Here is a 16142-nt window from a genome sequence, read left to right as displayed (position 1 = left end):
TATGAGCCTGAATCCAAGAGACGTGGTGATTGTCGACTTCGGTCGCACCCCGATGGGCCGCTCCAAGGGTGGCATGCACCGCAATACCCGCGCTGAAGACATGTCGGCGCACCTGATCAGCAAAGTGCTGGAGCGTAACGCCAAGGTTGATCCGGGCGAAGTCGAGGACGTCATCTGGGGCTGCGTCAACCAGACCCTGGAGCAGGGCTGGAACATCGCCCGCATGGCTTCGCTGATGACCCAGATCCCGCACACCGCTGCCGGGCAGACGGTCAGCCGTCTGTGCGGTTCCTCGATGAGCGCGCTGCACACCGCCGCCCAGGCAATCATGACCGGCAATGGTGACGTTTTCGTCGTCGGCGGCGTCGAGCATATGGGGCACGTGAGCATGATGCACGGGGTCGATCCGAACCCGCACATGTCGCTGTATGCGGCCAAGGCCTCGGGCATGATGGGCCTGACGGCTGAAATGCTCGGCAAGATGCATGGCATCAGCCGTGAGCAGCAGGATGCCTTTGGTCTGCGTTCGCACCAGCTCGCCCACAAGGCGACGGTCGAAGGCAAGTTCAAGGACGAGATCATCCCGATGCAGGGCTATGACGAGAATGGTTTTCTGAAAGTCTTCGACTACGATGAAACCATTCGTCCGGACACCACCCTGGAAAGCCTGGCTGCACTCAAGCCGGCGTTCAATCCGAAGGGCGGCACCGTGACGGCAGGTACCTCGTCGCAGATCACCGACGGTGCCTCGTGCATGATCGTGATGTCGGCGCAGCGTGCCAAGGACCTGGGCATTCAGCCGTTGGCGGTGATTCGTTCGATGGCGGTGGCAGGTGTAGACCCGGCGATCATGGGCTACGGCCCGGTGCCGGCTACGCAGAAAGCGCTCAAGCGCGCCGGCCTGAAAATTACCGATATCGACTTCTTCGAGCTGAACGAAGCCTTCGCGGCACAGGCCCTGCCCGTGCTGAAGGATCTGAAAGTGCTCGACAAGATGGATGAGAAGGTTAACCTGCACGGCGGCGCGATCGCATTGGGTCACCCGTTCGGTTGTTCCGGCGCTCGAATCTCCGGCACGCTGCTCAATGTCATGAAGCAGAATGGCGGTACCTTCGGTGTCTCGACCATGTGCGTTGGCCTGGGCCAGGGCATTACCACTGTTTTCGAACGCGTCTAAGCGTTGGGTGGTAGGAAGCCGGGGCCTTGTGCCCCGGTTTTTGTTTGTGCAGGATATTTTTCTCAAGAGGGCAGGCAGCATGCAGATACAACCAGGCGTATACCGGCATTACAAAGGGCCTGAGTATCGTGTATTCAGTGTCGCCCAACACTCCGAAACCGAGGAGTGGGTGGTGTTTTATCAAGCGCTCTATGGCGAGTTCGGCCTGTGGGTGCGGCCTCTTTCGATGTTCCTCGAGTCGGTCGAGGTTGACGGCGAGCAGGTGCCGCGCTTTGCTTTGGTCAAGGCCGAAGAGACGTTGTTTACCCGTGGCGATGCCGAAGCAGGCTAGTTCACTGCGCTTGACCTCACTCTGTTGCCACTATATATAGCGGTGCCACGTCAGGTACCTGCCGTGTTTTTATTTTCAGTATTCAGGAATTTTCCGATCCATGGGCAAATCGCTGGTCATTGTGGAATCCCCGGCTAAGGCCAAGACCATCAACAAGTACCTGGGCAACCAGTACGTGGTGAAGTCGAGTATCGGCCATATCCGAGACCTGCCCACCAGCGGTTCGGCCAGCGCCAGCAAGGAGCCTGCTGCCAAGCGCGGCAAGGCTGCCGCGGCAGAGGGGCCGGTGCTCACGCCCAAGGAGAAGGCGCGCAAGCAATTGGTCGCGCGCATGGGTGTCGATCCGGACCACGGCTGGAAAGCCAAGTACGAGATCCTTCCCGGCAAGGAAAAGGTCATCGAGGAACTGCGCCGTCTGGCCAAGGATGCTGACACCATCTACCTCGCAACCGACTTGGATCGCGAGGGGGAAGCCATTGCCTGGCACCTGCGCGAAGCCATTGGTGGTGATGACGATCGCTACAAGCGCGTGGTGTTCAACGAGATCACCAAGAAGGCCATTCAGGAAGCGTTCTCCCAGCCGGGCGAACTGGATATCGATCGGGTCAATGCCCAGCAGGCGCGGCGCTTCCTTGACCGTGTAGTGGGTTACATGGTCTCGCCGCTGCTGTGGCAGAAAATTGCCCGTGGCCTGTCGGCCGGTCGTGTGCAGTCGGTCGCGGTAAAGCTGGTGGTCGAACGCGAGCGCGAGATCCGTGCGTTCATCCCGGAAGAGTACTGGGAGATTCACGCCGACCTGGGCACCGCCAAGAACGCCAAAGTGCGCTTTGAAGTGGCACGTGAGAACGGTGAAGCGTTCAAGCCGCTCAACGAAGCCCAGGCGATGGCTGCGCTGGAAAAGCTCAAGGCGTCCAGCTACAGCATCGTCAAGCGCGAAGACCGCCCGACCAGCAGCAAGCCGTCGGCACCGTTCATCACGTCGACCCTGCAGCAGGCTGCCAGCAACCGCCTGGGCTTCGGCGTGAAGAAAACCATGATGATGGCCCAGCGTCTGTATGAAGCCGGTTACATCACCTATATGCGTACCGACTCGACCAACCTGTCGGTCGATGCCGTGGAAATGGCGCGCAGCTACATCGAAAGCGAGTTCGGCAAGAAGTACCTGCCTGATGCGCCGATTGTATACGGCAGCAAGGAGGGCGCTCAGGAGGCTCACGAAGCGATTCGTCCGTCTGACGTCAATACACATCCAAGCAAGCTCAGCGGCATGGAGCGCGACGCTGAGCGCCTCTATGAGCTGATCTGGCGTCAGTTCGTGGCCTGCCAGATGCCGCCGGCACAGTACCTGTCGACCACTGTCAGTGTGAAAGCCGGTGAGTTCGAGCTGCGTGCCAAGGGCCGTATCCTGAAGTTTGACGGTTACACCCGGGTCATGCCGCAACAGAGCAAGCCGGGCGACGACGACGTGCTGCCGGAAATGGAGCAGGGCGAAAGCCTGAAGCTGATCCAGCTCGACCCTAGCCAGCATTTCACCAAGCCGCCGGCACGCTTCTCTGAAGCCAGCCTGGTCAAGGAGATGGAAAAGCGTGGTATTGGTCGTCCGTCGACCTATGCCGCTATTATTTCCACCATCCAGGACCGCGGCTATGTCACGTTGCACAACCGCCGTTTCTACTCCGAGAAGATGGGCGATATCGTCACCGAGCGCCTGTCTGAGAGCTTCTCCAACCTGATGGACTACGGCTTCACCGCCGCGATGGAAGAAAACCTCGACGACGTCGCCCAGGGTGAGCGTGACTGGAAGAGCGTTCTCGACGAATTCTACGGCGACTTCAGCAGCAAGCTGCAGGCGGCCGAGTCGAGCGAAAACGGCATGCGTGCCAACCAGCCGACGCTGACCGATATTCCGTGCCGTGATTGCGGTCGTCCGATGATGATTCGTACCGCCTCGACCGGCGTGTTCCTCGGCTGTTCCGGTTACAGCCTGCCGCCGAAAGAGCGCTGCAAGGCGACGGTCAACCTGGTGCCGGGTGACGAGATTGCTGCCGATGACGAGGGTGAGTCCGAGTCGCGGGTGCTGCGCAACAAGCACCGTTGCCCGATCTGTGCCACGGCGATGGATGCTTACTTGCTCGATGAGAAGCGCAAGCTGCATATCTGTGGTAACAACCCGGATTGCGTCGGCTACGAAATCGAAGAGGGTAACTACCGCATCAAGGGCTATGAGGGCCCGAGCCTTGAGTGCGACAAGTGCGGCAGCGAGATGCAGTTGAAGACGGGCCGTTTTGGCAAGTTCTTCGGTTGCACCAACACCGAGTGCAAGAACACCCGCAAGCTGCTCAAGAGCGGTGAGGCAGCGCCGCCGAAGATGGACGCAGTGAAGATGCCGGAGCTCAAGTGCGAGAAGGTCGATGACACCTATGTGCTGCGCGACGGTGCCTCGGGCTTGTTCCTGGCCGCCAGCCAGTTCCCGAAAAACCGTGAGACTCGTGCGCCGTTGGTGATCGAGATCGTTCCGCACAAGGACGAGATCGATCCGAAGTACCATTTCCTGTGCGAAGCGCCCAAGAAAGACCCTGAGGGTCGTCCTGCGGTTATCCGTTACAGCCGCAAGACCAAGGAGCAATACGTGCAGACCGAGGTGGACGGCAAGCCTACCGGCTGGCGTGCCTTCTACGATGGCAATGCCTGGAAGGTCGAAGACAAGCGCTGATCGTTCTGGCGCAGTCGAGGGCCGTATCCGACGTGTGTCGGATGCGGCCTTTTTCATTCCAGGGCCAGACACTGCTTGCGGTCGGGCAGGGCATCCCTGAAACTGGCAGGCCCGCCTTGCAGCCTTTCGGAGGGCATCCAGATGGCCCAGGAACTCTATACCCGCACCAATCAGAAGATCTATTTCGCTGGCCTGGCCCTTGAGGCGCTTGGCAAGGCGCAGGAGAGTCGGGCGATGAATGCCCAGGCGCTGGTTCAGGCCGAGCGTGAGTCGGCGCTCTTCCATCTCTATGGGGCGTTGCTGGGGTTGTGCCACGAAATTGCGGGTTTCTACCGTTTGCCGCAAGCCGGCGCATCGCGTGTCGAGCTGTTGCTGACGCCTGAAGTGCTTGAGGCAGTGGCCATCCCCGAGATGGCCGAGCTGATCGAGTTGGCGCGTCAGCCGGAAACCTGGCTGGCGCAACTGATAAGTGCTTATGCCAATTTGTTCCGACCGCCTGTCGCGGCAAAAAAGCCGAAAACCGACGTTACTCAGCCATTGATTCAGGCGGTTAGCCTTGATGAGCCTGAGGTTGAGCCGCTGTCGCGGGAGGCGTTGGAGCTCTGGCGGCAGAATCTCAAAAGCCTGACCGTTCGTTTCCGTGAGGGCTTGAGTGAGTGCTGAGTTCATCGGTGGCTGGTACAATGCCAGCCTTTCGTGGAGAACAGCCTTTTATGCCAACGTCCTTTCTAGAAATTGTCGAGTTACCTGACGGCCGGATCGAACTGCGCCGCGCCGAGGACGAAGGGTCGTTGGTTACCCTGGATTTCTCTGAGGACGCCAAGGCTTTTCTGCAAGGGCAGCACGTTGAAGTGGCCAAGGCTATGCTCAGCGTGGGCGTGCAGATGGCTGGCAAGCTGGTTGAAGGCGAGATCGATCGTGAAGACGGCCCACGGGTTCTGCATTAATCGCCGTTGAGGGCTTCTCCGTTCTGGAGAAGCCTTGCCTGCAGATGTATTGACCTGCTGAACATCAGCCGAGGCGGATGTTCAGGCTTTGCGCGTGCCCGGCACGTGCAGCATTGATCAGTTGTTGGCGGGCCGACGTGCTGACCGGGTTTAACCAGCTCACTACGGTGTGGCTGCGGCCCAGGCGCAAGGCGTCGCATGCCAGTTGCAGGGCGCTCTGGGTGTTGCGTGGCTGTAGCAGAAGGATGCGTTCGCGGTTCAGGCCGGCATCGCGTAGCCAGGCTTGAGTCAGGCTGGTAGGCGGTGCGATCAGGGTCAGCCAGCGGGCATCCTGTTCTTCGCTCAGTTCACGAAGCATTGGGGCCAGCAGGTTTTGGCAGTTCCCCAGTGCGCCTCGGAAGGAAAGCTCACTGAATACCTCGGGATCGTTGTTCGGTCGCACAGGTTCTGCCGGCTTCAGGCGGGGCAGGATCGGCTGGGCCAGGAACGCCTCGAACAACGGCAGTTGGGCTTGCTGAGGTACATGGGGGAACTGCATAACGCCTCCTAATTAGCGGCGAATGACGCCGACGCTCAAGCCTTCGATCACCAGTTCCTGCTCTTTGAGGTCGACTTCGATGGGCGCGAACTCAGGGTTTTCGGCTATCAGCCAGACTTTGTTGCCTTCGCGCTTGAAGCGTTTGACCGTGACTTCGTCGCCGATACGGGCAACGACGATCTGGCCGTTACGGGCTTCGCGGCAGGTGTGAACGGCCAGCAGGTCACCGTCCAGAATGCCGACATCCTTCATGCTCATGCCGTGAACGCGCAACAGGTAGTCGGCCTTGGGGTGGAAGAAGCTTGGGTTGATGTTGCAGGATTGCTCAATGTGTTGCTGGGCGAGAATGGGTGCACCGGCGGCGACTCGACCAATGATTGGCAGGCCACTGTCGTCGCTCTTGGCCTCGAAGCCTGGGATGCGGATGCCGCGAGAGGCGCCCGGGGTCATTTCGATCGCGCCTTTGCGGGCCAGTGCCTTGAGGTGTTCCTCGGCAGCGTTGGGCGATTTGAAGCCCAGCTCCTGGGCGATTTCCGCACGTGTTGGCGGAAAGCCGTTGTCTTCCAGGCAGCGTTTGATAAAAGCCAGAATCTCAGCTTGGCGTGGCGTCAGTTTTAGCATGTCGATCGCTCTGTCTTTTTATACAGTGACTGGGATTATATACAGTGGAAGAGGGTTGGCAATACATAAGCTTCACCTGACGGGCTGTTGGCGCTGCAACGACGTCGACTTGCGTGAGCTTGTTGCCTGAAGCCTGCGCCTTGAAGCTGTGATTAAATACGTGACCCGTGAGCCAGAAAACGGCCGCCCAGACTTGACAATACCCTGGCTTGAAACGTATGTTTCAAACAAGTGTTTGTCAGGCGGAGTAGTCATGGCCCAGTCGGAAACCGTTGAACGCATTCTCGATGCAGCAGAACAGTTGTTCGCGGAAAAAGGTTTTGCCGAAACCTCGTTGCGGCTGATTACCAGCAAGGCCGGCGTCAACCTGGCGGCGGTGAACTACCATTTCGGTTCCAAGAAGGCGCTGATCCAGGCCGTCTTCTCGCGTTTCCTTGGCCCGTTCTGTGCCAGCCTGGAGCGTGAGCTGGAGCGTCGTCAGGCGCGCCCGGAGCAAAAGCCGACACTCGAAGAGCTGCTGGAAATGTTGGTCGAGCAGGCGCTGGCGGTGCAGCCGCGCAGTGGCAACGACCTGTCCATTTTCATGCGCCTGCTGGGGTTGGCGTTCAGCCAGAGCCAAGGGCACTTGCGGCGGTACCTGGAAGACATGTACGGCAAGGTGTTCCGTCGCTACATGTTGCTGGTCAACGAAGCGGCGCCGCGTATTCCGCCAATCGAACTGTTCTGGCGCGTGCATTTCATGCTCGGCGCCGCCGCGTTCAGCATGTCCGGCATCAAGGCGTTGCGCGCAATTGCCGAAACCGATTTCGGGGTCAACACCTCGATCGAGCAGGTCATGCGCCTTATGGTGCCGTTCCTGGCGGCCGGCATGCGCGCCGAAAGCGGTGTGACCGACGAAGCCATGGCCGCTGCGCAATTGCGTCCGCGCAGCAAGTCGGGCAGTGCGCCGATGCCTGCCAAGGCCTGATGCAACGGCGGGGCGCTTCAGCTAAGCTAGCGCCCCATGCCTACTCTCGATTTACTGCATATTTCCATCGCCGATCAATGCCTCTACGGGTTTGCCCAGGGGCGCCTGGTCGTGCGTCTTCCAGTGTCTACCGCGCTCAACGGTGCGGGGGAAACCAGTGGTTCCGGATGCACCCCTCGCGGTCGCCATCAGGTTCGCGCAAAAATTGGCGCGGGCTTGCCCTGCGGCGCGGTGCTGAGGGGGCGACGCTGGACGGGTGAAACCTGGACGCCGGCACTGCATGAGCAGTTTCCCGGGCGTGACTGGATTCTGTCGCGCATCCTCTGGCTCAGTGGCTGTGAGCCAGGGCGCAATCGCCTTGGGCCGGTCGATACCTTCCGCCGCTATATCTACCTGCATGGCACACCGGACACGGAACCCATGGGCGTTCCGCTGTCCCATGGTTGTGTGCGCCTACGCAATGCCGACCTGGTGAGCCTGTTCGAGCAGGTGCCGGTGCATTGCCCTGTGCAGATCGAAGAAGCCGCGTGCCCCGAGTGGGCCACGACCTCCCTCAACTGAAGGATCATTTATGAGTGCCAGCCTGCAAGGCTCCCTGATGGTGGACGTCGCCGGTACCTGGTTGACCGCCGAAGACCGTCAACTCCTGCGCCAGCCCGAAGTGGCGGGCCTGATCATTTTTGCCCGCAACATCGACTGCCCGCGCCAGGTGCGAGAACTGACCGCCTCCATTCGCGCCATTCGCCCCGACCTGATCCTGGCGGTCGACCAGGAGGGTGGCCGGGTGCAGCGCCTGCGTCAGGGCTTTGTGCGTTTGCCGGCCATGCGCGCCATTGCCGACAACGACAATGCCGAGTACCTGGCAGAGCAATGTGGCTGGCTGATGGCGACCGAAGTGCTGGCGGTAGGCCTGGACCTCAGCTTCGCGCCAGTGCTGGATCTCGATCATCAGCGCAGTGCGGTGGTCGGCAGCCGTGCGTTTGAAGGTGACCCCGAGCGCGCTACCGTGCTGGCTGGTGCCTTCATCCGTGGCATGAACGCAGCCGGCATGGCGGCCTGTGGCAAGCATTTCCCCGGCCATGGCTGGGCCGAGGCGGATTCGCACGTGGCGATCCCGACCGATGAGCGCAGCCTCGCGCAGATCCGCGCCGCCGACTTGGTTCCGTTCACTCGCTTGAGTGGGCAGTTGGCTGCTGTGATGCCGGCGCACGTGATCTATCCGCAGGTCGATAATCAGCCTGCCGGTTTCTCGCGGCGCTGGCTGCAGGACATTCTGCGTGGCGAGCTGGGTTTTGACGGTGTGATCTTCAGTGATGACCTGTCGATGGCCGGTGCGCACGTCGTTGGTGACGCTGCCAGTCGAATCGAGGCCGCCTTGAGTGCAGGCTGTGACATGGGGCTGGTGTGCAACGATCGGGCGGCGGCAGAGCTTGCGTTGTCGGCAGCCCAGCGCATGAAGGTAAAGCCCTCGCCACGTATCGCGCGCATGCGCGGGCAAGGCTTTGCCACTACCGAGTATCGCCAACAGCCACGCTGGCTAGCGGCTTTAGGGGCTTTGCAAGAAGCCCAGTTGATCGATTAAGGACACACAATGACTGTTTACGCCATTATCGGCGGTACCGGCCTGACCCAGCTTGAGGGCTTGAACATTCGTCAGGCGATGCCGATGGACACGCCCTATGGCCGGCCGTCGGCTGACGTATTGGTGGGTGAGTATGCCGGTCGTGAAGTGCTGTTCCTGGCCCGTCATGGTCATCCGCACCGCTTTCCACCGCATAAGGTCAACTACCGTGCCAACCTGTGGGCATTGAAGCAGGCGGGTGCTGAGGCAATCCTGGCGGTGAACGCCGTGGGTGGCATTCATGCGGCGATGGGGACCGGGCATTTCTGTGTGCCGCATCAACTGATCGACTACACCAGTGGTCGTGAGCACACGTATTTTGCCGATGACCTGGAGCAGGTCACGCACATCGACTTCAGCTACCCCTACAGCGAGCCGCTGCGTGCCCGGTTGATTGCCGCGCTGGCAGCCGAAGGTGTCGGTTACAGCAGTCATGGTGTTTATGCCTGCACCCAAGGGCCACGCCTGGAAACCGTTGCCGAGATCGCCCGTCTTGAGCGTGATGGCTGCGACATCGTCGGCATGACCGGCATGCCGGAAGCTGCATTGGCGCGCGAGCTGGAGCTGGACTATGCCTGCCTGGCATTGGTGGTGAACCCGGCGGCGGGCAAATCAACCGCCGTGATCACCATGGCCGAAATCGAGCAGGCACTGCACGATGGCATGGGCAAGGTGAAATCGACTCTGGCGCGGGTGTTGGCGGGCTGATTGTGCCGCTGCTTTGATCGCGCTGGCACCCCGCTGATACCTTCGTTAACACCCTCGTAAATACCGGGCTCACCCGCTTTTAGGCGGGTGGCGACGGCCTGGCAAGGGTGCCAGTAGTGCGTCGATATCGTCGTCGGCCAGTTTCCAGTCTCCGGCCTGGCGCCCATCCAGTACACCGGCTGCCAGTGCAGACTTCTCCTGCTGCAGCTGCTGGATCTTCTCTTCCACGGTGCCGCGGGTAATCAGCTTGTAGACGAACACCGGTTTTTCCTGGCCAATGCGGTATGCACGGTCGGTCGCTTGCTGTTCGGCTGCCGGGTTCCACCACGGGTCGTAGTGAATCACGGTGTCGGCTGCCGTGAGGTTGAGGCCGACGCCACCGGCCTTGAGGCTGATCAGGAAGATCTGCAGCCGGCCGCTCTGGAAGTCTGCAACCGGTGCGCGTCGGTCGCGGGTGTCACCCGTCAACAACGCATAGTCGATACCGCGCTGTTGCAGTTCCTCGCCAATCAGCGAAAGCATGCTGGTGAACTGCGAGAACAGCAGCACTCGACGGCCTTCGGCGAGCAATTCTTCAAGCATCTCCAGCAGGCTGTTGAGTTTGCCCGAATTCGCGCTGCGTGATGGGCCGGCTGCCTCCGATTTGACCAGACGCAGGTCGCAACAGACTTGGCGCAGCTTCAGCAGTGCCTCAAGAATGATGATCTGGCTGCGGGCAACACCCTTGCGGCTGATCTCGTTGCGGACTTTCTTGTCCATGGCCAGGCGCATGGTTTCATAGACGTCGCGCTGTGCTTCGGTCAAGTCGACCCAGTGGATCATTTCGGTCTTGGCCGGCAGTTCGGTTGCCACTTGCTCCTTGGTTCGGCGCAGCAGGAAGGGCTTTATCCGTGCATTCAGGTGTTGCAAGCGTTCTTCGTCCCCCTGGCGCTCAATAGGCACCCGGTAATCGCGGTTGAACGCCTTGTTGTCGCCCAGCCATCCTGGCAGCAGGAAGTGGAACAGTGACCAGAGTTCGCCCAGGTGGTTTTCCAGTGGCGTACCACTCAGGCACAGGCGTTGCCGCGCCTCCAGCTGTCGCGCAGCCTGAGCGGCCTTGCTGGTGGGGCTCTTGATGTACTGGGCTTCGTCCAGGATCAGTACGTGCAGTGGCAGGTGCTTGAGGTGGTCAAGGTCCTTGGGCAGCAGCGCATAGGTTGTTAGGAGCAGGTCGTAGTCCGCCAGCTTGTCGAAGTACTGTCGGCGACCAATGCCTTGCAATGCCAGTACCCGTAACTGCGGAGCAAAGCGCTCGGCTTCATCCTGCCAGTTGGGGATCAGGCTGGTGGGCATTACCACCATTGCCGGTCGATCAAGACGGCCTGCGTTTTTTTCAGTCAGCAGGTGGGCCAGGGTTTGCAGCGTCTTGCCCAGGCCCATGTCGTCAGCCAGGATGCCGCCGACGTCCAGTTCGCGCAGCGCCTGCATCCAGCTCAGGCCTTCAAGCTGATAGGGGCGCAGGGTAGCTTTCAGGCCTTCAGGGGTGGTGACGGCCTGGGTACGAATATCGCGCAGGCGTTCGCCCAGGGCGCGAACCCGCTCACCGCCTTCCCAGGTCAGTGGCAGCTCGAGCAGGGTGTTCAGGCGCGCCGCGTCAGGGCTGGCCAGGCGTACGGTGGTCTCGCCCGGCTCGCGCAGGTAAAAATCCCCCAGGGTGGCCAATACCGGTTTGAGCCGCCCGTACGGCAGGGCGATCTGAAGCGTCTTGCGCGGTGCATGAGGGTGGGGAATGGGCACCAGGATCTGCTCGTCGTCACGGCGTTTGGCCAGGTGCGCGCTGTTGAGCAATTCCGGGTGGGTACGCAGCAGGTTGAGCAGGATCGGCAACAGGCTCAAGCGCTCGCCATTGACCACGATGCCCAGCTCGAGGTCGAACCAGTCGCGTTCGGGCGTCTCGACGACCTGGGCGTACCAGTCGTCGACCGGGGTGAGGTCAAAGGCGAAGTCGTCAGCGCAGATGATTTGCCAGCCTTGCTCGCGCAAGTGTGGCAGGTCATTGAGGACAAAGCGTAACCAGGCTGCCTCGCTGGGGAGCTCGAACGGCTCGCCGGCACTTTCCGGCAAGGCTTTGCTCTGCCGGGTGGCAACCTTGAAGCCCAGGCTCAGGAGTGTTTCGCGCAGGCTTTGCTCGGCGCTCAGGTGGCGCTGCAGGGGTTGCGCCTGACGCGCATGCAGGGTGCCGCTGACATAGTCGCCGGCATAGCCGAACGCGAGCGCGGCACGGTGTTGGGTGTAACGCTGCATGCGCCCGTTGCGAGGCTCGAAGGCGCTGAACTCGATGCTGCCCAGCCACAGGCGTGGCTGGGGTAGAAGTGGGGCTATCACACGGTCGGGCATTTCAAAGCTTCGTGACCTTGAGCAGCAGTGCCAGATGGCCGCCGTCAAGGTAGTTCAGGTCGCCAAGGCGCATGTTGCTGTTGCTCTGCTTGAACTGTTCGGTCTGGATAATGCTGCCGTCGGCCGCAAAACGGTTGACCCAGAAACTGGCGTCAGCGCTGATGAAGCGGCCGTCGCTCAGGCTCAGGTTGCCCTCCACGGGGAAGTGGCCGAAGTGCTGTTTGCCGTCACTGATGGCGACCTTGCCCGGTTCGGCGCTCAGGTTCTGTTGCCAGGCTTTGTGCAGCAGGATGGTGTACTGGCTGTCGGCCTGCAGCTTTGCCGCTTCGTCGTTCATTGCGGGTTTGCTTTCGTCGGTGCTGCTTAACGTCTTGGCGTCGGCGGCCCAGTCTTCCGGGGCGTACTGGCTGGTAATGGCCGGCACGCTGTTTTGCCGAACCAGAATCATCTCGATCTGATACAGGCCGTCAGCGAAGGCGCTGGTGGAGCAGAGCGCGGCCAGCAGGGCCAGGGAGCGAATCAGGCGCATCGGTTTTCCTTAAGCGGATGTCGGGGTCAGGCGCTCGAACAGCGCCTCGAGGGTATTGAAGCGTTCTTCTGCGCGCTCCATGGGAACCATGAACTTGAACTGCGTTGCGCCCTCGAACTTGTAGCGTTTGGGTTGGCTCTGGATCAGTTTGATCAGTACCAGTGGATCGACAGGGGTTTCCCCGGCGAATTCGATCTTCCCGCCTTGTGGGCCGGCATCGACTTTCTTGATGCCGAGCTGCTCGGCCTGCAGTTTGAGCAGGGTCAGGCGCACCAGGTTCTTGGTCGGCTCCGGCAGCAGGCCGAAGCGATCGATCATCTCCACCTGCAGGTCCTTGAGGCCGTCTTCATCGGTAGCCGAGGCAATGCGTTTGTAGAGAATCAGGCGTGCATGGACATCCGGCAGGTAGTCCTCGGGAATCAGCGCTGGCACGCGCAGGTTGATTTCCGGGCCGCCGCCGAGCGGTTGATCGAGGTTGGGTTGCGTGCCCTTGCGAATGGCTTTGACCGCACGTTCGAGCATTTCCATGTACAGGGTGAAGCCTACGGCCTGGATCTGGCCGCTCTGGCCTTCGCCGAGCAGTTCGCCCGCGCCACGGATTTCCAGGTCGTTGGTCGCCAGGACGAAACCTGCCCCAAGGTCCTGGGTGTTTGCGATGGCTTCCAGACGCTTTTCCGCATCGGCGGTGATCTGCTGGCGTGGCGGTGTGAGCAGGTAGGCATACGCCTGGTGGTGGCTGCGCCCCACGCGTCCACGTAGCTGGTGCAGCTGCGCCAGGCCGAATTTGTCGGCGCGTTCGATGATGATGGTGTTGGCGCTGGGTACGTCGATACCGGTCTCGATGATGGTCGAGGCAATCAGGACGTTGAAGCGCTTGTGGTAAAAGTCGCTCATCACCTGTTCGAGTTCACGCTCGCGCATTTGCCCATGGCCAACGCCGATACGCGCCTCCGGCACCAGTTCGGCGAGGTCGGCAGCACATTTTTCGATGGTCTTCACATCGTTGTGCAGGTAGTAGACCTGGCCGCCGCGCAGCAGCTCACGCAGCAGCGCTTCCTTGATGGTGCTTTTGTTCTGCTCCATGACAAAGGTGCGCACCGACAGGCGTCGCGCTGGCGGGGTTGCGATGATCGACAGGTCGCGCATGCCGGACACCGCCATGTTCAGCGTCCGCGGGATCGGCGTGGCGGTGAGGGTAAGAATGTCGACTTCGCTGCGCAGTGCTTTGAGCTGTTCCTTCTGACGCACGCCGAAACGGTGTTCTTCGTCGATGATCACCAGGCCAAGGTCTTTCATCTTGACGTCGTCCTGCAGCAGCTTGTGCGTGCCGATGACGATGTCGATCTTGCCGTCGGCCAGGTCCTGGACGGCGGCGTTGATTTCCTTGGCTGACTTGAAACGGCTCATCACCTCCACGGTCACCGGCCAGTCGGCAAAGCGGTCGCGGAAGCTGTTGTAGTGCTGCTGGGCGAGCAGGGTGGTGGGCACCAGGATGGCCACCTGGCGTCCGCCATGCACAGCGATAAACGCGGCTCGCATGGCTACTTCGGTCTTGCCGAAGCCGACGTCGCCACAGACCAGGCGGTCCATTGGCTTGGCGGCGAGCATGTCCTCGCGTACCGCTTCGATGGCGGCTTGCTGGTCCGGGGTTTCCTCGAACGGGAAGCCGGCGCTGAAGGTGGCATAGTCGGCTGCCGGGTCGGCAAAGGCATAACCCTTGCGTGCTGCGCGGCGGGCGTAGATGTCGAGCAGTTCGGCGGCTACGTCGCGGACCTGTTCGGCGGCTTTGCGCTTGGCCTTTTGCCAGACTTCCGAGCCCAGGCGGTGCAGCGGTGCCAGGGCGTCGTCGCTACCGGTGTAGCGCGCGATCAGGTGCAGGTTGGCGACCGGTACATAGAGCTTGGCGCCCTCGGCGTAGGCAAGCGTCAGGAACTCGGCGGCCTGGTTGTCGATCTCCAGCGTCGCCAGGCCCAGGTAACGGCCAACACCGTGGTCGATGTGGACCACCGGCGCGCCTTCGCGCAGTTCGGTGAGGTTCTTGATGACCGCATCGTTAGTGCCGTCGCTGCGCTTCTCGCGGCGTCGACGCTGCATGACGCGCTGGCCGAACAATGGGCTTTCGGCGACCAGCGCCAGGGCGGGGCTTTCTAGCAGCAGGCCGTCGTCCAGTGGCGCGATGGTGATCCCCAGGCGCTCTTTGCTTTGAACGAAGTCGTCCCAGCTGTCGAGGGTCTGTGGGCGCAGCTTCAGGCGTTCGAGCAGCTCCAGCAGCACTTCGCGGCGCCCCGCCGATTCGGCGGTGAACAAGACGCGGCCCGGGAACTGATCAAGGAAACTGGACAGTGCGGCCAGCGGCTGGTTGGCCTTGGCTTCGATCGCCAGGTTCGGTAGCGTCTGCGCGGCGAAGCGCTCGCGGCCAACACCGCCCTCGCTGTCATCCTGGCTGACCACGATGCGCGGCCAGCGCTTGAGTTGGGCGAAGCAGTCTTCTACCGGCATGAACAGTTCGACGGGGGGCAGCAATGGCCGGTTCGGGTCGATGCGGCGCTCGTCGTAACGGTTGCGCACGTCGCTCCAGAAGTGTTCGGCGGCCTGCTCGATACCCGGCAGGGAAAACACCTGGGTGTCCTGCGGCAGGTAGTCGAACAGCGTCGAGGTTTCCTCGAAGAACAGTGGCAGGTAGTACTCGATGCCTGCGGGAATAATGCCGCTGGTGAGGTCCTGGAAGATCGGGCTGCGGCGGAAGTCGACGTCGAACCGTTCACGAAAGCGCGCCTTGAACTGGGTCACGGCGTCCTTTTGCAGCGGAAATTCGCGCGCGGGCAGCAGGCGTACCGAATCGACCTTGTCGATCGAACGCTGGGTCTCCGGGTCGAACGTGCGCAGGGTTTCGATTTCGTCGTCGAACAGGTCGATCCGGTAAGGCAGCTTGCTGCCCATTGGGAACAGGTCGATCAGGGCCCCGCGCACGGCAAACTCGCCATGTTCATAAACGGTGTCGACACAGCGGTAGCCACTGGCTTCAAGGCGCAGGCGCATCTGCTCGACGTCGAGTTTCTGACCGATATCCAGCACCAGGCTGCTGCCCAGCAGGAAGCGTGTTGGCGCCAGGCGGTGCAGGGCGGTGGTGATCGGTACAACGAGAATGCCGTGGTCGAGCTCCGGCAGCCGGTACAGGCTGGCCACGCGTTGAGAGATGATGTCCTGGTGCGGCGAGAACAGGTCGTACGGCAGGGTTTCCCAGTCGGGGAAGGGCAGTACCGGCAACTGCGGTGCGAAGAAGCGCAGTTCCTGCTCCAGGCGGTCGGCCGTCTGGCTGTCGGCGGTCAGCAGCAGGGTAAAGCGCTTGGCGGCGCTGGCGGCTTCGGCAATAGCCAGGCTCAGGGCGGCGCCCGGCAGGTTGCTCCAGGTGTGTTTGCCGGCGGTGGCCGGCAGGTGCGGAAGACGCAGAACTGGCACGGGCGGTCGAGCTCCAAGCGTTGCGACAAAGGGTCGATTGTACCGGGCCTGGGGGCGGCCTGTCAGGCGCGAAGGGGGCAAAAAACCACGGATGTCATGCCGCGATAAGAGGAGCGACAGGCGCGCATTGCTCGAAACACCTCGGGGCGTCATAA

General features: G+C 61.4%; 14 protein-coding genes. 9 read left to right on the top strand and 5 right to left on the bottom strand.

Annotated features, from left to right (window positions below; genetic code table 11):
- The first annotated feature begins 1 nt into the window (after nt 1).
- The 5 genes from fadA to AB7M23_RS22120 all read left to right on the top strand — a co-directional run bounded on the left by fadA (nt 2) and on the right by AB7M23_RS22120 (nt 5168).
- On the top strand, nt 2-1177 hold the full coding sequence (gene fadA / locus AB7M23_RS22140) for an acetyl-CoA C-acyltransferase FadA (RefSeq protein WP_065758454.1): 1176 nt from the start codon (nt 2-4) through the stop codon (nt 1175-1177).
- 79 nt (nt 1178-1256) lie between these two features.
- A complete protein-coding gene (locus AB7M23_RS22135; protein WP_065758455.1) occupies nt 1257-1508 on the top strand; it encodes a DUF1653 domain-containing protein in 252 nt (83 codons plus the stop codon).
- Between the two features lie 100 nt (nt 1509-1608).
- Nucleotides 1609-4221: a type I DNA topoisomerase gene (gene topA, locus AB7M23_RS22130; RefSeq protein ID WP_065758456.1), complete on the top strand. Its 2613-nt coding sequence runs from the start codon at nt 1609-1611 to the stop codon at nt 4219-4221.
- Nucleotides 4222-4362: 141 nt separating this feature from the next.
- Nucleotides 4363-4884: a DUF6586 family protein gene (locus AB7M23_RS22125; RefSeq protein ID WP_065758457.1), complete on the top strand. Its 522-nt coding sequence runs from the start codon at nt 4363-4365 to the stop codon at nt 4882-4884.
- Between the two features lie 50 nt (nt 4885-4934).
- The gene (locus tag AB7M23_RS22120) at nt 4935-5168 is read left to right on the top strand and encodes a hypothetical protein (protein ID WP_102051793.1); all 234 of its coding nucleotides are present in this window, start codon (nt 4935-4937) and stop codon (nt 5166-5168) included.
- Between the two features lie 64 nt (nt 5169-5232).
- On the opposite strand, the gene sulA is transcribed toward AB7M23_RS22120, so the two are convergent.
- Both sulA and lexA read right to left on the bottom strand, forming a co-directional pair.
- On the bottom strand, nt 5233-5706 hold the full coding sequence (gene sulA, locus AB7M23_RS22115; protein ID WP_454242034.1) for an SOS-induced cell division inhibitor SulA: 474 nt from the start codon (nt 5704-5706) through the stop codon (nt 5233-5235).
- 12 nt (nt 5707-5718) lie between these two features.
- Nucleotides 5719-6327: a transcriptional repressor LexA gene (gene lexA, locus AB7M23_RS22110; RefSeq protein ID WP_065758460.1), complete on the bottom strand. Its 609-nt coding sequence runs from the start codon at nt 6325-6327 to the stop codon at nt 5719-5721.
- 253 nt (nt 6328-6580) lie between these two features.
- Between lexA and AB7M23_RS22105 the strand changes: the two genes are divergently transcribed.
- The 4 genes from AB7M23_RS22105 to AB7M23_RS22090 are packed head-to-tail and all read left to right on the top strand — an operon-like array spanning nt 6581 to nt 9623.
- On the top strand, nt 6581-7294 hold the full coding sequence (locus AB7M23_RS22105; RefSeq protein ID WP_099775395.1) for a TetR/AcrR family transcriptional regulator: 714 nt from the start codon (nt 6581-6583) through the stop codon (nt 7292-7294).
- Between the two features lie 36 nt (nt 7295-7330).
- Nucleotides 7331-7855, top strand: coding sequence for a L,D-transpeptidase (locus tag AB7M23_RS22100; protein ID WP_330522921.1), 525 nt, complete (start codon nt 7331-7333; stop codon nt 7853-7855).
- A 22-nt stretch (nt 7856-7877) separates the two neighbouring features.
- Entirely contained in the window at nt 7878-8876 is a 999-nt protein-coding gene (nagZ, locus tag AB7M23_RS22095) for a beta-N-acetylhexosaminidase (RefSeq protein ID WP_189395348.1), read from the top strand.
- A gap of 9 nt (nt 8877-8885) precedes the next feature.
- On the top strand, nt 8886-9623 hold the full coding sequence (locus AB7M23_RS22090) for an S-methyl-5'-thioinosine phosphorylase (RefSeq protein WP_454242033.1): 738 nt from the start codon (nt 8886-8888) through the stop codon (nt 9621-9623).
- 69 nt (nt 9624-9692) lie between these two features.
- On the opposite strand, the gene AB7M23_RS22085 is transcribed toward AB7M23_RS22090, so the two are convergent.
- Genes AB7M23_RS22085 through mfd form a run of 3 tightly spaced genes read right to left on the bottom strand, consistent with a single transcriptional unit; the run spans nt 9693 to nt 15987 of the window.
- Nucleotides 9693-11999, bottom strand: coding sequence for a DEAD/DEAH box helicase (locus AB7M23_RS22085; protein WP_454242032.1), 2307 nt, complete (start codon nt 11997-11999; stop codon nt 9693-9695).
- A 1-nt stretch (nt 12000) separates the two neighbouring features.
- On the bottom strand, nt 12001-12528 hold the full coding sequence (locus tag AB7M23_RS22080) for a CsiV family protein (protein WP_454242031.1): 528 nt from the start codon (nt 12526-12528) through the stop codon (nt 12001-12003).
- 9 nt (nt 12529-12537) lie between these two features.
- Complete coding sequence (gene mfd / locus AB7M23_RS22075; protein ID WP_454242030.1) at nt 12538-15987, bottom strand: transcription-repair coupling factor; 3450 nt, start codon at nt 15985-15987, stop codon at nt 12538-12540.
- Between the last annotated feature and the right edge of the window lie 155 nt (nt 15988-16142).

It is taken from the genome of Pseudomonas sp. HLS-6 TE3448, from assembly GCF_053629555.1.
Note: the sequence above shows the minus strand (reverse complement) of the source record. Positions and strands in the feature narration are given on the sequence as shown.

Excerpts from the sequence above, each read along its gene's own strand:
- sulA (WP_454242034.1), bottom strand. The coding sequence starts at position 5,706 with ATGCAGTTCCCCCATGTACCTCAGCAAGCCCAACTGCCGTTGTTCGAG.
- AB7M23_RS22085 (WP_454242032.1), bottom strand. The coding sequence starts at position 11,999 with ATGCCCGACCGTGTGATAGCCCCACTTCTACCCCAGCCACGCCTGTGG.
- AB7M23_RS22120 (WP_102051793.1), top strand. The coding sequence starts at position 4,935 with ATGCCAACGTCCTTTCTAGAAATTGTCGAGTTACCTGACGGCCGGATC.
- AB7M23_RS22080 (WP_454242031.1), bottom strand. The coding sequence starts at position 12,528 with ATGCGCCTGATTCGCTCCCTGGCCCTGCTGGCCGCGCTCTGCTCCACC.
- AB7M23_RS22100 (WP_330522921.1), top strand. The coding sequence starts at position 7,331 with ATGCCTACTCTCGATTTACTGCATATTTCCATCGCCGATCAATGCCTC.
- AB7M23_RS22090 (WP_454242033.1), top strand. The coding sequence starts at position 8,886 with ATGACTGTTTACGCCATTATCGGCGGTACCGGCCTGACCCAGCTTGAG.
- lexA (WP_065758460.1), bottom strand. The coding sequence starts at position 6,327 with ATGCTAAAACTGACGCCACGCCAAGCTGAGATTCTGGCTTTTATCAAA.
- topA (WP_065758456.1), top strand. The coding sequence starts at position 1,609 with ATGGGCAAATCGCTGGTCATTGTGGAATCCCCGGCTAAGGCCAAGACC.
- fadA (WP_065758454.1), top strand. The coding sequence starts at position 2 with ATGAGCCTGAATCCAAGAGACGTGGTGATTGTCGACTTCGGTCGCACC.
- AB7M23_RS22105 (WP_099775395.1), top strand. The coding sequence starts at position 6,581 with ATGGCCCAGTCGGAAACCGTTGAACGCATTCTCGATGCAGCAGAACAG.
- AB7M23_RS22135 (WP_065758455.1), top strand. The coding sequence starts at position 1,257 with ATGCAGATACAACCAGGCGTATACCGGCATTACAAAGGGCCTGAGTAT.
- AB7M23_RS22125 (WP_065758457.1), top strand. The coding sequence starts at position 4,363 with ATGGCCCAGGAACTCTATACCCGCACCAATCAGAAGATCTATTTCGCT.